Origin of the sequence: Methylibium sp. T29-B (assembly GCF_000576225.1) — a bacterium.
GTDB lineage: Bacteria > Pseudomonadota > Gammaproteobacteria > Burkholderiales > Burkholderiaceae_C > Methylibium > Methylibium petroleiphilum.
Map to the genome: position 1 here is coordinate 1 of NZ_AZSN01000032.1, position 13,201 is coordinate 13,201.

The 13,201-nt window shown below is 69.9% G+C and carries 14 protein-coding genes and 1 pseudogene; 12 read left to right on the forward strand and 3 right to left on the reverse strand.

Annotated elements, in window-relative coordinates:
- Positions 1-348: 348 nt before the first annotated feature.
- The 11 genes and pseudogenes from Y694_RS26470 to Y694_RS07575 all read left to right on the forward strand — a co-directional run bounded on the left by Y694_RS26470 (position 349) and on the right by Y694_RS07575 (position 9,561).
- Entirely contained in the window at positions 349-930 is a 582-nt protein-coding gene (locus Y694_RS26470) for an EscU/YscU/HrcU family type III secretion system export apparatus switch protein (protein ID WP_253950250.1), read from the forward strand.
- Entirely contained in the window at positions 930-1,517 is a 588-nt protein-coding gene (locus Y694_RS26475) for a flagellar biosynthesis protein FlhB (protein ID WP_255343774.1), read from the forward strand. Before Y694_RS26470 ends, Y694_RS26475 begins: the two co-directional genes overlap by 1 nt.
- Positions 1,514-3,614, forward strand: a pseudogene (flhA, locus tag Y694_RS07545) (flagellar biosynthesis protein FlhA). Before Y694_RS26475 ends, flhA begins: the two are co-directional and overlap by 4 nt.
- Positions 3,615-3,731: 117 nt before the next feature.
- On the forward strand, positions 3,732-4,313 hold the full coding sequence (locus Y694_RS25575) for a hypothetical protein (protein ID WP_231497576.1): 582 nt from the start codon (positions 3,732-3,734) through the stop codon (positions 4,311-4,313).
- 29 nt (positions 4,314-4,342) lie between these two features.
- Positions 4,343-4,789, forward strand: a complete 447-nt coding sequence (locus tag Y694_RS25580) for a hypothetical protein (RefSeq protein WP_231497577.1) — start codon at positions 4,343-4,345, stop codon at positions 4,787-4,789.
- Positions 4,711-5,214, forward strand: coding sequence for a hypothetical protein (locus tag Y694_RS25585; protein ID WP_231497578.1), 504 nt, complete (start codon positions 4,711-4,713; stop codon positions 5,212-5,214). The genes Y694_RS25580 and Y694_RS25585 overlap by 79 nt, the downstream gene beginning before the upstream one ends.
- Before the next feature lie 31 nt (positions 5,215-5,245).
- Positions 5,246-6,145: an antiactivator of flagellar biosynthesis gene (locus Y694_RS07560; protein ID WP_011830656.1), complete on the forward strand. Its 900-nt coding sequence runs from the start codon at positions 5,246-5,248 to the stop codon at positions 6,143-6,145.
- Positions 6,146-6,195: 50 nt separating this feature from the next.
- Entirely contained in the window at positions 6,196-6,909 is a 714-nt protein-coding gene (locus Y694_RS07565; protein ID WP_011830657.1) for an RNA polymerase sigma factor FliA, read from the forward strand.
- A gap of 30 nt (positions 6,910-6,939) precedes the next feature.
- Positions 6,940-7,212 carry a hypothetical protein gene (locus tag Y694_RS25590; RefSeq protein ID WP_231497579.1) on the forward strand — a complete coding sequence of 91 codons (273 nt, stop codon included), beginning with the start codon at positions 6,940-6,942 and terminating at the stop codon, positions 7,210-7,212.
- A 5-nt stretch (positions 7,213-7,217) separates the two neighbouring features.
- Positions 7,218-8,291, forward strand: coding sequence for a methyl-accepting chemotaxis protein (locus Y694_RS07570; protein WP_231497580.1), 1,074 nt, complete (start codon positions 7,218-7,220; stop codon positions 8,289-8,291).
- 121 nt (positions 8,292-8,412) lie between these two features.
- Positions 8,413-9,561, forward strand: a complete 1,149-nt coding sequence (locus Y694_RS07575) for a DUF6607 family protein (protein ID WP_231497581.1) — start codon at positions 8,413-8,415, stop codon at positions 9,559-9,561.
- A gap of 30 nt (positions 9,562-9,591) precedes the next feature.
- Here the strand turns inward: Y694_RS07575 and Y694_RS07580 are convergent, their stop codons facing one another.
- On the reverse strand, positions 9,592-11,025 hold the full coding sequence (locus tag Y694_RS07580; RefSeq protein WP_036231336.1) for a wax ester/triacylglycerol synthase family O-acyltransferase: 1,434 nt from the start codon (positions 11,023-11,025) through the stop codon (positions 9,592-9,594).
- A gap of 108 nt (positions 11,026-11,133) precedes the next feature.
- Here Y694_RS07580 and Y694_RS07585 point away from each other — a divergent pair, with 108 nt between their 5' ends.
- Complete coding sequence (locus Y694_RS07585; protein WP_011830661.1) at positions 11,134-11,388, forward strand: acyl-CoA-binding protein; 255 nt, start codon at positions 11,134-11,136, stop codon at positions 11,386-11,388.
- Positions 11,389-11,738: 350 nt separating this feature from the next.
- Here the strand turns inward: Y694_RS07585 and Y694_RS07590 are convergent, their stop codons facing one another.
- Positions 11,739-12,086, reverse strand: a complete 348-nt coding sequence (locus Y694_RS07590) for a polyhydroxyalkanoic acid system family protein (protein ID WP_011830662.1) — start codon at positions 12,084-12,086, stop codon at positions 11,739-11,741.
- A gap of 18 nt (positions 12,087-12,104) precedes the next feature.
- Positions 12,105-13,196, reverse strand: a complete 1,092-nt coding sequence (locus tag Y694_RS07595) for an aminopeptidase (protein WP_051495636.1) — start codon at positions 13,194-13,196, stop codon at positions 12,105-12,107.
- Positions 13,197-13,201: the final 5 nt, after the last annotated feature.

Genomic DNA, 13,201 nt, shown 5'->3' on the forward strand with positions numbered 1-13,201 from the left:
GCCTGCGCCAGCGCCTGGCCCAGGCCAGCGGCCAGGTCGCCTCGCAACGCGACACGCTGGCGCGCGCCACCGCGGCCCTCGACCGCGCGATCGAGGTGCTGATCCCGCGCGAAGCAGCCGTCTACAACGCACGCGGCGCAGCAGCGCTGGCCGCGCACAGCGGGGTGGTGAAGGCCTGAGGCCCGGCGAACCCCAGGCTTCTTCCTCGCGGCGCTCTCAGGAGCGCCGTTCGCATTCAGGGCGGCATTCGGCCCGCGACCGGAAAAGCACGGTCCCTGCCCCGCTTATCTCGCTCAAGTTTTCGCGGCCTCCCGGAAGAATCCTCCTTCAGGACTCTTCCGAGGAACCATGGCCGATCAAGGCGCCCAAGACCGCAACCTGCCCGCGTCAGAACGCAAGCTGAAGAAGGCGCGTGAAGACGGGCAGGTGCCGCGCTCGCGCGACCTCGGTCACTTCGCGGCCGTGGCGGCCGGCATCGCCCTGCTGGCGGCGATGGCTCCCACCGCCACCGGCTGGATGACGCGGCTGCTGCAGAGCGGCCTGCGCTTCGATGCCGGCACCCTCAACGGCACCGCCAGCATGTCCGAGCGCCTGGCCGAACTGGGCGTGCAGTTCGCGTGGGCGATGCTGCCGATCGGGGCGGTGATGGTGCTGGCGGCGCTGGCGAGCAGCCTCACGGTCGGCGGCTGGAACTTCACGCTCAAGGCGATCGAGCCCAAGTTCAGCAAGCTCAACCCCCTGACCGGTCTCCCGCGCATGCTGTCGGCCGACCGCCTGGTGGACACCGTACGCAGCTGCGTGCTGGCGCTGGTGATCGGGCTGGTCGGTGCCTTCTATCTGTCGCAGAACGTCTTCCAGTTCACCAGCACGCTGACACTGCCGCTGCCCACGGCGCTGGCCCAGGCCGGCAACGACGTGCTCTACGGCTGATGTTCCTGCTGCTCGCGCTGGCCGTGTTCGCCCTGATCGACGTGCCACTGCAGCGCTTCCAGCACGCCAAGCGGCTGAAGATGAGCCACCAGGAAATGAAGCAGGAGCACAAGGAGAACGAGGGCAACGTCGAGGTCAAGGCCAAGGTCAAGGCGCGCATGCGCGAGATGGCCAACCGCCGCATGCTCGCCGCCGTGCCCAAGGCCGACCTGGTGGTGATGAACCCGACCCACTATGCGGTCGCGCTGAAGTACGAGGAAGGCCGGGGCGGTGCCCCGCGCGTGGTCGCCAAGGGCGCCGACCTGATGGCGATGCGCATCCGCGACCTCGCCAAGGACTCCAAGGTGCCGGTACTGCAGGCCCCGGTGCTGGCGCGTGCCCTGTACGCGCACGCCGAGCTCGACCGCGAGATTCCGATCGCGCTCTACACCGCGGTGGCCCAGGTGCTGGCCTATGTGTACCAGCTGCGCGCCGCGCTGGCCGGCAAGGCACCGCTGCCGGGCGAACTGCCCGAGCTGCCGGTGCCCGCCGAGCTCGACCCGCACAACAAACCGTCTTCCGCAGAAAGCGCTGAGGTCCCGGCATGAACCCGATGCTCTCCCAAGTCCAGGCCTGGCTGGTCCCAACGCCCGCATGATCCGCAGCCTGGCAGTGCCGCTGCTGGTGCTGATGGTGCTGGCGATGATGGTGCTGCCGCTGCCGCCGCTGGCGCTGGACCTGCTGTTCACCTTCAACATCGCGATCGCGCTGATGGTGATGATGGTGTCGGCCTACATGGTCAAGCCGCTGGACTTCTCGGCCTTCCCGGCGGTGATCCTGCTGACCACGCTGCTGCGGCTGTCGCTGAACGTGGCCTCGTCGCGCGTGGTGCTGATGGAAGGCCACACCGGCCCGGGCGCCGCCGGCGCGGTGATCGAGAGCTTCGGCCACTTCCTGATCGGCGGCAACTTCGCGGTCGGCATCATCGTGTTCGCGATCCTGGTGGTCATCAACTTCATCGTGGTGACCAAGGGCGCCGAGCGCATCGCCGAGGTCGGCGCGCGCTTCACCCTGGACGCGATGCCCGGCAAGCAAATGGCGATCGACGCCGACCTGAACGCCGGCCTGATCGACGAGAAGGAGGCCAAGCGCCGTCGCGCCGAGGTGGGCAACGAGGCGGAGTTCTTCGGCTCCATGGACGGTGCCAGCAAGTTCGTGCGCGGCGACGCGATCGCCGGCATGCTGATCCTGTTCATCAACATCGTGGGCGGCTTCATCATCGGCGTGGTCCAGCACGACCTCAGCGCCGGCAAGGCCGCCGACAGCTACATCCTGCTGGCCATCGGCGACGCGCTGGTGGCGCAGATCCCGGCCCTGCTGATCTCGGTGGCGGCCGCCATGGTGGTGTCGCGCGTCGGCAAGGAGCAGGACGTCGGCGAACAGATCATGGGCCAGATGTTCAAGACGCCCAAGTCGGTGGGCATCGTGGCCGGCGTGATCGGGCTGCTGGGCGTGATCCCGGGCATGCCGCACTTCGTGTTCCTGCTGATCGCGAGCGCGCTCGGCTACGTCGCATGGCTGATGCACCAGCGCGAGCAGCGCGCCAAGCTGGCGCCCCCCAGGCCGGCCGCCGCGGCCGGCCCGGCCCCCGACGCGAGGCCAGCTGGGACGACCTGCAGCCGGTCGACACGCTGGGCCTGGAAGTGGGCTACCGCCTCATCGCGCTGGTGGACAAGGAACGCCAGGGCGACCTGATGACGCGCATCAAGGGCGTGCGCCGCAAGTTCGCGCAGGACGTGGGCTTCCTGCCGCCGTCGGTGCACATCCGCGACAACCTCGAGCTGCGCCCCAGCATGTACCGGCTCACGCTGCGCGGCGCCGTGATCGGCGAGGGAGAAGCCTTCCCCGGCATGCTGATGGCCATCAACCCCGGCCACGCCAGCACGCCGTTGATCGGTACCACCACCACCGACCCGGCCTTCGGCCTGCCCGCCACGTGGATCGAGGAGCGCCAGCGCGAAGCGGCGCAAATGGCCGGCTATACGGTCGTTGATTGCTCGACCGTGGTGGCGACCCACCTCTCACACTTGATGCAAGTGAATGCAGCGCGCCTGCTGGGCCGCGTGGAAACGCAGCAGCTGGTCGAGCATGTGACGAAGTTGGCACCCAAACTCATCGAAGACGTGGTCCCGAAGATGGTCCCCATCGCCGCCCTCCAGAAACTGCTCCAGCTGCTGCTGGAGGAAGGCGTGCACATCCGCGACATGCGCTCGGTGGTGGAAGCGCTGGCCGAGCACGTCGGCGCCAACCCCAACCTCGCCAACGACCCGCAGGAGCTGTCGCGCCGCATCCGCGTGGCACTGGCGCCTGCGATCGTGCAGCAGATCTACGGCCCGGTGCGCGAGCTCGAGGTGATCGCCATCGAGCCCGACCTCGAGCGCCTGCTGTCGCAGGCCCTGACCTCGCAGAACGGCCCGGTGCTGGACCCCAGCATGGCCGACATCCTGACCCGTTCCGCCGCCGACTCCGCCAAGCGCCAGGAGGACCTGGGCCACCCGGCCTGCCTGCTGGTGCCCGATGCGATCCGCGTGCCCATCGCCCGTTTGCTCAAGCGCGCCGCGCCGCGGCTGCGTGTGCTCTCGCACAGCGAGATCCCAGACACCCATTCGATCCGCATCGGCTCGATCATCGGCGCCGCCGCTTGATCCGCCCCCCTGACAGACCCCGACCCAGAGGCTCCGCATGAACGTCCAACGCTTCACAGGCCGTACCTCGCGCGACGCGATGACCAAGATGCGCCAGGCCCTCGGCGACGACGCGTGGTGCTGTCGACCAAGCCCTGCCCCGAAGGCATCGAGATGCTGGCGATGGCGCCGGGCGCGCTGGCCGCGGTCGAGCGCCAGGCCGCCGTGCAGCAGCAGGCCGCCGCCGCGCAGCCGGCGCCCGCCAAGCCCGCGAAGCCGGTCAAGGCCGCCAAGGGTGGCCGTTCCGCGACGGCCGACGATGTGCAGCAGGACGTGGAACAACTGTCGATGAGCACGCTGTCCTTCCAGGACTACGTGCGCGACCGCATGCTGAAGAAGCGCGAGGCCGCGTTGCGCGGCGAAGCGCTGCGCGAGGAACGCACCGAGCCGACCCTCAACGTCGCCCCGATGGCGCCGGCCCGTGCCGCCGCCCAGGCGACGCTGTACGCCCAGGATCTGGACGACGACGATGCGGTCGACGCGGCGGTCGATGCCGTGCAGCACCGGATCGCCAGCCAGCAGGCCGCCACCATGCCGGTGCTGCGCGAGCAGGTGGTCTACGGCCGCCAGACACAGTCCGCCACCGCCAGCCCGCCGATCCTGCGCGAGGCCCAGGCCGATGCCACGATGCTGAGCGAGCTGCGCTCGATGAAGGGCTGATCGAGGAGCGCTTCGGCGCGCTGGCCTTCATGGAGAAGCTGCAGCGCGAGCCCGCTCAGGCCAAGCTGACCCAGAAGCTGCTCGAGTGCGGCTTCTCGCCGGTGCTGATCCGCAAGCTGGTGGCTGGCATGACGGCCGACGTCGGCGACGAGCAGGCCTGGGCCGCCAGCGTGCTGGAGCGCAACCTGATGACCGGCGAGCGCGAGCTGCCGATCGAGGACCAGGGCGGCGTGTTCGCGATGATCGGCGCCACCGGCGTCGGCAAGACCACGTCGACCGCCAAGCTGGCCGCCGCCTTCGCCACCCGGCATGGCGCGTCCAACCTCGGCCTGATCACCCTCGACGCTACCGTCTCGGTGCCCACGAACAGCTGCGCGCCTACGGCCGCATCCTCGGCGTGCCGGTGCACACCGCCCACGACCGCACCGCGCTGGAAGACCTGCTGGAGCTGCTGTCGGCCAAGAAGATGGTGCTGATCGACACCGCCGGCGTCGCCCAGCGCGACACCCGCACGCGCGAACTGCTCGACATGCTGGCGCACCCTTCGATCAACAAGCTGCTGGTGGTCAACACCGCCGTGCAGGGCGAGACCATCGACGACGTGATGACCTCCTACCGTGCCGCCGCCTGCAAGGGCATCGTGCTGTCCAAGCTCGACGAGGCCGTGAAGCTGGCGCCGGCACTCGACGCCGTGATCCGCCACAAGCAGAAGATCGTCGCGGTGGCCAACGGCCAGCGAGTGCCCGAGGACTGGCATCGCCTGTCGGGTCAGGCCCTGGTGCACCGCGCGCTGCGCGCCACCGGCAGCCCGGCCTACAACTTCGACGCGAGCGAGATGAACCTGGTGTTCGCCACGCCGCAGATGACGGAACGCCGCCCCGTACCGGCCGGCCGCGCCTGAGCTTCCCGATCCCGACGACCCCGCTGCCGCCATGTCCACCGACCTGCCCCGCCGCGCCTGCCGCCCCGCCACCGACAGCTGGTACAACCAGCTCGACGATCTGCCGACCCACCCCGCACCGGCCGACCAGGCCCAGGGCCTGCGCCGCCTGTTCGTGAGCCGCACGATGCGCTGCATCCCGGTGGTGTCCAACCCGAAGATCGCCTTCGGCGGCGCCCTGCTGGAGCGCCTGTGCAGCGCCTACGCCGAGCAGGGTCTGCGCACGCTCGTGGTCGACGCCGGCGAGAACGCCCGCGCACCAGCCGAGCTGGCGAGCTTCGACCTCGCAGAGGGCGTGGAGACGCTGAGCCCGCACGTGAGCTACCTCGCTGCCGGCGGCCTGACGCTGCGCTTCGTGGATGCGAGCGGCTCGACCTCCGGCTTCCTCGACGCCATTTCCGAAGCCGCTCCCGACATCGATGTGCTGCTGGTGCATGCCAGCGCTGCCGAACTGGCCCGTCTGTTCGCGCGTCGCGTTCAGGAGCTGCAGGCGGCCACGGTGCGCCCCATCGTCCTGTGCGACGAGCAGCCCGACAGCGTCACGCACGCTTATGCGGCCATCAAGCTGCTGGCGACGCGCGCCGCCTTGCTGACGCACGACCTGCTGTTCAGCGCCCCGCCCGATTCGCCGCGCGCGGCCAAGGTGGCCGAACGCATGGCGCGCTGCGCCGACGACTTCCTGGGGGCCACGCTGCACGACTGGGTGGCCGTCGACCCGGCCGAGGCGCCCACCGATGGCCCGAGCCTGCGGCTGAAGCGCCTGGCACGTGAACAGCTCGCCTGCGCACTGCCGCACACCGTGAGCGACAGCGTGTTCGGCGCACTGGCCGGCGAGATCGGCGCACGCTCCGCGCTGCCGTCGCTGGGCTCGCGCCTGCCGCGGTCGCGCTGAATCCCCGATCGAAGACCGAACGAACCGCCGAACACCGCCTGGAGCCCGACATGTACACCGCCACCGGTCGCCTCGAAACGAACGCCATGATCAAGCAGTACAGCCCGCTGGTGCGTCGTCTTGCGCACCAGATGATTGCCAAGCTGCCGGCCAACGTGGAGATCGACGACCTGATCCAGGTCGGCCTGATCGGCCTCACCGACGCGATGTCGCGCTTCGACAGTGCGCAGGGCGTGCAGTTCGAGACCTTCGCCACCCAGCGCATCCGTGGCGCGATGCTCGACGAGCTGCGCGGCAGCGACTGGATGAGCCGCGGCAACCGCAAGCAGCAGCGCGAGATCGAGGTCGCGGTGCACAAGCTGCAGCAGCAGCTCGGCCGCGCGCCGGCGGAGAGCGAGATCGCCAAGCAGATGGGCCTGTCGCTCGCCGACTACCAGGAGCTGCTGGGCAAGGTGCGCGGCACGCAGCTCGTCTATCTGGAGGACATGTCCGGCGACGATGGCGACAACGATTTCCTCGACCGCCACGTGGCCGACGAGAACGAGAACCCGGTGGCCCTGCTGCAGGACCATCGCATGCGCCTGGCGCTGATCGAGGCCATCAAGACCCTGCCCGAGCGCGAGCAGTTCGTGATGGGGATGTACTACGAGCAGGACATGAACCTCAAGGAGATCGCCGCAGTGCTGGGCGTGACCGAATCGCGCGTCTGCCAGCTGCACAGCCAGTCGATCGCGCGCCTGCGCGCCAAGCTGCGCGACCACTGAACCCCAAAAAGAAGCGAGCACGAGACAACCATGCTGAGCCTGTTCAAGAAGACCCCGAGCGCGGCCGCTGCCACCGACCCGGCACCCGTCGCGGCGCCAGCTCCCGACCTGCGCCAGGCGGTGCAGAGCATCGCCCAGGCGGCCTCCCGTCTCGGCCGTGACGCGGCCGAGGTGCGCGGCCTGATCGAGGACAGCAACCAGGTCAACCAGCGCCAGGTCCAGGCACTGCAGACGCTCGGCAGCCAGCTGGGCGAGGTGCAGCGCGCGCAAGGGGCATCGGTACCACCACCACCGAGAGCCTGAAGGCCGTGGAGCGCGCACGCGCCGCGGTGGAGCAGGTGGGCACCGAGGTGGGCGGTATCGTCGACACGCTGCGCCAGGTGGCGGCCGCGGCCGGACAGATCACGCAGATCGCGCTGCAGACGCGCCTGGTGGCGTTCAACGCCTCGGTCGAGGCCGGCCGGGCCGGCGAGGCCGGACGCGGCTTCGGTGTCGTGGCCGACGCGGTGAAGGACCTGTCGGCCAAGGTCGAGGCCTCGTCGAAGCAGATCATGAGCACCGTGGCCGAGCTCGACCAGCGCGTCGGCGCGCTGGCGCGCGAGATCCAGTTGCGCGAGGGCGAGGCGCCGCAAGGCGCCTTCCACCGGGCGCTGGCCGAGGTGCAGGGCGGGGTCGGCAGCATCAGCGCCGCGGCGGTGCAGAGCCGCACGATCTGCGACGGCCTGAACGAGCAGATGGCCGCGATCGACCGCGAGATGCAGCGCTCCAGCCAGACGCTGGGCAGCGCCACGGCGCGCAGCGAAGCCTTCCTGAAGGTCAGCGAGAACATGATCGAAGTGGTGGCCGACTGCGGCATCGACACCGACGACACGCCCTACATCCGCGGTGTCCAGGAGGCGGCCTCGCAGATCAGCAAGCTGCTGGAGGACGCGCTGCGCACCAACACCATCGCCGTCGCCGACCTGTTCGACGAGAACTACCAGGCCGTGCCCGGCACCAACCCGGCCCAGCACACCACGCGCTTCGTCGCGCTGGCCGACCGGCTGTTCCCGCAGGTGCAGGAGCGCCTGCTGACGCTGAACCAGAAGGTCGTCTACTGCATCGCGGTCGACCGCAACGGCTACGTCGCCACGCACAACCGCCAGTACTGCAACCCGCAGCGCAGCAACGATCCGGTGTGGAACACCGCGAACAGCCGCTACCGCCGCATCTTCAACGACCGCACCGGCCTCGCGTCGGCGCGCAACACCCGGCCCTTCCTGCTGCAGACCTACCGGCGCGACATGGGCGGCGGCAACTTCGTGCTGATGAAGGAAGCCGCGGCACCGGTCACCGTCAACGGTCGCCACTGGGGCGGCGTGCGGCTGGCCTTCCAGTTCTGAGCCTGACCCGATCCATGCAGGACGGCGCCCCGGGGCGCCGTTTTTCATGGGCGAGCGCCAAGCCCGGACATTCGGCAGGTGCATTGCGGCCGGCGGCGCGAACGCGCACAGAATGCGCCGCATGAAGAAGTCCCCCGCACTGCTGTTCCTGCTTGCGCTGCTGACCCTGCCCTGGGCCGCTGCGGCCTACACCGAGGCGGCTCCGGCCGCCGCACCCAGCCAGTTCATCTTCGCCTGGCCGCTCGGCGAGGCGGCACTGAAGCCGCGCGGCGCCAGCACGCGCGGCGTGCCGGTCGAGCTCGACACCGCGGCCAGCGAGGCCTGGAAGCGGCTGCGCGAGCCCGGTCTCAGCGCGCGCGAGCGCGACCGCCGCGCCATCCTCGCGATGGCCGGTCCCTACCGCGTGAGCTTCGACTTCCTCGAGGTGCTGCGCTTCGATCCCGCGCTGAAGCCGGACGCGCCCTACCAGAGCTGGGGCACCGAGCAGGTGTTCGTGTCCGAGGACCGCGGCGACTTCATCGCACTGCAGCACATCCTGGTGATGCGGGTGCAGATGCAGGACGGCCAGGTCAGCGAGCCCATCGTCGTGCGGCACTGGCGGCAGGAGTGGCGCTACGAGGCCGACAGCCTGCTCGCCTACGAAGGCCGCAACACCTGGGTGCGCCGGCCGGTACCGGCCGGTGAACGCAGTGGCAGCTGGGTGCAGAGCGTGCTGCAGGTCGACGACTCGCCGCGCTACGCGGCGCGCGGGCGCTGGCAGCACGGCGACAGCTTCTCCACCTGGATCAGCGACGAGACCTGGCGCCCGCTGCCGCGGCGCGAGTTCAGCGTCCGCAGCGACTACCAGGTGCTGGTCGGCAGCAACCGCCACACCATCACGCCCGGCGGCTGGGTGCAGGAGGAGAACAACCTGAAGCTCGCGCTCGGCGATGGCGGCCGGCCACGCGCGACGCTGCCCTATCTGGCGCGCGAGTACGGCGTGGCGCGCTACGAGCGCATCACCGGCCACGACTTCAGCGCCGGCCAGACCTACTTCGAGCGCACCGAGCCGTTCTGGGCCGAGGTGCGCGCCGCCTGGCGCCGCATCGGCAGCGCCCAGCCGCGCTTCGCGCTGCGTGCGCCGGTCGACCAGGGCGGGCTGTTCGCGCCCTTCTTCGAGTACGCCGAGGGCCTGGTCGAGGGCAAGCGTTTCGACGTCGACGATGCCCGGCGCTTCATCGACCGGACGCTGGCGGAGCGCTACCTGGCCGGCCTGCCGACGCCGCCGTGACCGCCACCGCCGGGCGTGCGTGAGGCGTCCTCACTCGCCCCACGGCAGCATCAGCGTCACCAGCAGCAGCTTCTCGAACTCGGGTGCGAAGCGCTCGATGATCGCCTCGGGGTCCGGGCACAGCGTGGAGTCGGTGATCAGCCCGAACTGCACGCCGCCACCGTAGGAGAGGATGGACACGCCCATGCCGATGTCGCCCGACTGCGGTACCCAGAACATGGTCTGCCGCAGCGTGGCACCGCAGAACTTCAGCGGCTCCTTCGGGCCGGGCACGTTGGTCATGACCGCCGTCGCCTTCTTGGCGAACAGGTTCAGAAGCGCGTGCTGCACGGGCTTGACCAGCAGCCCGGCGATGGCGAGCACGCCGAACGCGAGCACCGGCTGGTAGCTGCCCTTGAGCTCGTTCATGCGGCGGCGCACCGCGTAGACACGCTGCACCGGGTTGGCGATGCCGATCGGCAGCACCAGCGGCACCAGGCCGAAGCGGTTGCCCAGCTGATGCGCCTTCTCCAGCGGCCGCAGGTTGACCGGCACCATCGCACGGATCTCCTGGCCGGTGGGGTCGTCGCCCTTTGCCTCGAGGTAGCCGCCGATCGCACCGGCGGCGCAGGCCAGCAGCACGTCGTTGATCGACGCGCCCAGTGCCTTGCCGACCGAGCGCACGTCGTCCAGCGGGATCGGCTCGCACCACGCCACGCGCTTGCTGGTGCCGGGCTTGCCCTTGAGCCGCGTCGGCGAGTCGTCGGGCATCAGCGCGAGCGCAGCGACGTCCTTGACGATCTGGGCGCCGGTGAGCGCCATCTCGACCGAGCCGAACAACGGCTGCTGCGGCTTCGACAGCAGCTCGACGGACTTGGCGACGCCGTCGCCGTAGAGGCCGATGGCCTTGATCGCGACGTCGGTGATCGGCTTGAGCACCGCATCGCTCAGCCAGTCCTTCTCGTCGTCGGGCTTCTGTGCGCGCTCGGGCGGCGGCTTGCCGCCGTCGGTGATCGACAGCATCACCGAGATCAGCGCGATGCCGTCGGCGATGCAATGGTGGATGCGCGCGATCATCGCGCTGCCGCGCCGGCCCTCGACGTCGGGGTAGTCCTCGATCAGGTGCAGCTGCCACAGCGGGTGGGCCGGGTCGAGCGGGGTGGTCGCCAGCTCGGCGGCCCGCGCCTCCAGCGCTTGGCGCGGGCTCTGTCCCTTGCGCGGCGCCAGTCGCTCGCTGCGCACGTGGCGCTGCAGGTCGAAGCTGCGATCGGTGACCCAGCTCGCGCCCATCGCGTCCTCCACCACCTTCTGGCGGAAGCGCTTGTACTTCAGCAGGCGCTCCTCGACGCGCTGGCACAGCGCCGCATGCGACACGCCGGGCTCGAGCAGCCACACGCCCAGGATCATCATCAGGTTGGACGGATTGTCCATGCGCAGCCACGCGGTATCGACACGCGACATGCGCTCCGGCGTGGCGGTGGCCATCAAGGGTCTCCTCGGGTTGTTCTCGGGTTTTGGCCGCGACGATGCTCGGTAAGATCGACAGCGTCAATCTGATTTTCACTGCTGTCCCCTGCCCACGAGGAGCGCTCCATGGCCGATCTGAAAGCCCGCTTCGATGCCGCCGTCGCTGCGTCCAAGACCCTGCCGGAGAAGCCGGACAACCAGACCTTGCTGAGGATCTACGCCCTCTACAAGCAGGCAACCGCCGGCGACGTGGACGGCAAGCGCCCCGGCTTCTCCGACATGGTGGGTCGCGCGAAGTGGGACGCGTGGAATGAACTGAAGGGCACCGCCGGCGAGTCTGCGCAGCAGGATTACATCGAGTTGATCGAGTCGCTGAAGTAGGGAGTCGCGCTTGGCATGTGCAGCGTGTGAGCGCTGCTGACCAGGGCATCGGGTGAACGGCTGCGTTCGTGTCCCCCGGGGCCGGCCCCGCGGGCCGACCGCTCCTCCTTTACCTCACTTCGCCATTCACCCGATGCCCTGGTCGCACGCACCACCGCGGCACGCGAAGGCTTCACAACCCCAGCACACCGCGGTGTATTGAAGCGCCGTGACGGGCCGCTGTGTGGAGTGAAGTAGAGGAGGAGAGCCCGGCCGGAGGGCGGGCTCGGGGGACATGAACGCAACACAGTGGACCGGCGCGGCGCCCGCTCAGCGCTCGCATACAGGCCGTATGAAACGTGCAGACCTTGTCAGGTCTTCTTGCGCGCCGCCTTCTTCGCCGCAGCCGGCGCCTTGGCGCGCTTGTGCTCCGCCGCCAGCAGGCCGTCGAGGTTCTTCTCGATCTCGCCCTCGATGGTCTTCTGGAAGGCGCCGAGCAGGAAGCTCAGCTTCGCGGCGAGCTCGAAGGCATCGCTGCGCACGAGCAGCGTGCCGTTCACGCCGCTGCGCGTGAAGTGCACCACGTCCTCGTCATCGCCCTCCTCCACCGTGCATTCCATGCCGAACTTGGCTTCGGCGTCCTCGGCCCATTTCCACGCGATCTCGCGGGCGCGCTTCAGGCCGAGCTGGTGGGGGCGATGCAGGGCGATGTCGGGCATGGAGACACTCGGTTCGGTTCAGGGCGGTGGCAGCTGACGGCCGGCTCCGAGTGTGGCGCGGCGTTCGGCCTGCGGCAAGCTGGCGAGGCGCCGCACCTCGGCGTAGAAGCGCGAGAAGTCGCTGCCCTCGGCGGCGAACAGTGCCTCGAAGCCCGGCACCAGCGCGTTGTAGGCCGACTGCACGCCCAGGCTGGCGTTGTTGGCCCGCGCGAACCAGGCGTCGTAGCCGCCGTAGCCGGCCCACGGACCGGCCTTGAGGCGCGCGTGCTCGGCGCGCATCTCCGCCATCAACGCGGCCTTGCCGGCACGCTTGTCGGCTTCGCTGCCGGGCCCGCGGTACAGCGCGTCGAGCTGCGTGCGGGTGGCGAGCACGAGCGTGCGGAAGTCGCGGCGGCGCGCATCGAAGCGCTCGTACTCCTCGCGCGCCGCAGCGTCGGCCCGTTGCGCGAGCCAGCGCTCGCCGCCGAGGCGTTCGACCGCGGTCGCGAAGCTTTCGTTGAACTCGGTGTCGTCCTTCGCATAGGCCACCTGGTGCGCCAGCTCGTGGAAGATCAGCCGTGCCAGCTCGCCTTCGGGGTAGCCGATGAAGGTATTGAGCAGCGGGTCGGCAAGGAAGTCACCGGGCAGCTTGCCGAGCGTGGAATAGGCGGGCACACCGTAGACGCTGACCTCCTGGCCCTGGGACATCAACTCGGCGGCCAGCGCGTCGGCCGCGCCGCGGTCGAAGTAACCGCGGTAGCCGACGCAGCCGACCACCGGGAAGCACCAGGTCTTCAGGCTCAGCGACAGCTCGGGCGCCGCGACCACGTTCCACACCACGGCGGGCCGGCCGAGGTCGGCATAGCGGCGGTAGCTGGCGTTGTCGGGCAGGCCCAGCTCCTGGACCGCGAAGTCGCGCATGCGCTGGCTCAGCAGCAGGCGCTCGCGCAGCACGGCCGGCGTGCCGGCGTCGGCCAGCCAGTCATCGACCGGCTTCGCGGCGCGCATCACGCCGAGGTGGCCCTGCACCGATTGCGAGAGGTAGGCGACACTGCCGCAGCCGCCCAGCAGCGCCAGCGCAGCGCCGACCGCGACAAGAGAGAACCACCAGGACCGGGCGCGCAGCAGCATGGCGC

What these genes read in the sequence shown, in the direction of transcription:
- Y694_RS26470 (WP_253950250.1), top strand. Translation starts at nt 349, where the DNA reads ATGGCCGATCAAGGCGCCCAAGACCGCAACCTGCCCGCGTCAGAACGC.
- Y694_RS26475 (WP_255343774.1), top strand. Translation starts at nt 930, where the DNA reads ATGTTCCTGCTGCTCGCGCTGGCCGTGTTCGCCCTGATCGACGTGCCA.
- Y694_RS25580 (WP_231497577.1), top strand. Translation starts at nt 4,343, where the DNA reads ATGGAGAAGCTGCAGCGCGAGCCCGCTCAGGCCAAGCTGACCCAGAAG.
- Y694_RS07560 (WP_011830656.1), top strand. Translation starts at nt 5,246, where the DNA reads ATGTCCACCGACCTGCCCCGCCGCGCCTGCCGCCCCGCCACCGACAGC.
- Y694_RS07565 (WP_011830657.1), top strand. Translation starts at nt 6,196, where the DNA reads ATGTACACCGCCACCGGTCGCCTCGAAACGAACGCCATGATCAAGCAG.
- Y694_RS25590 (WP_231497579.1), top strand. Translation starts at nt 6,940, where the DNA reads ATGCTGAGCCTGTTCAAGAAGACCCCGAGCGCGGCCGCTGCCACCGAC.
- Y694_RS07575 (WP_231497581.1), top strand. Translation starts at nt 8,413, where the DNA reads ATGAAGAAGTCCCCCGCACTGCTGTTCCTGCTTGCGCTGCTGACCCTG.
- Y694_RS07580 (WP_036231336.1), bottom strand. Translation starts at nt 11,025, where the DNA reads ATGGCCACCGCCACGCCGGAGCGCATGTCGCGTGTCGATACCGCGTGG.
- Y694_RS07585 (WP_011830661.1), top strand. Translation starts at nt 11,134, where the DNA reads ATGGCCGATCTGAAAGCCCGCTTCGATGCCGCCGTCGCTGCGTCCAAG.
- Y694_RS07590 (WP_011830662.1), bottom strand. Translation starts at nt 12,086, where the DNA reads ATGCCCGACATCGCCCTGCATCGCCCCCACCAGCTCGGCCTGAAGCGC.
- Y694_RS07595 (WP_051495636.1), bottom strand. Translation starts at nt 13,196, where the DNA reads ATGCTGCTGCGCGCCCGGTCCTGGTGGTTCTCTCTTGTCGCGGTCGGC.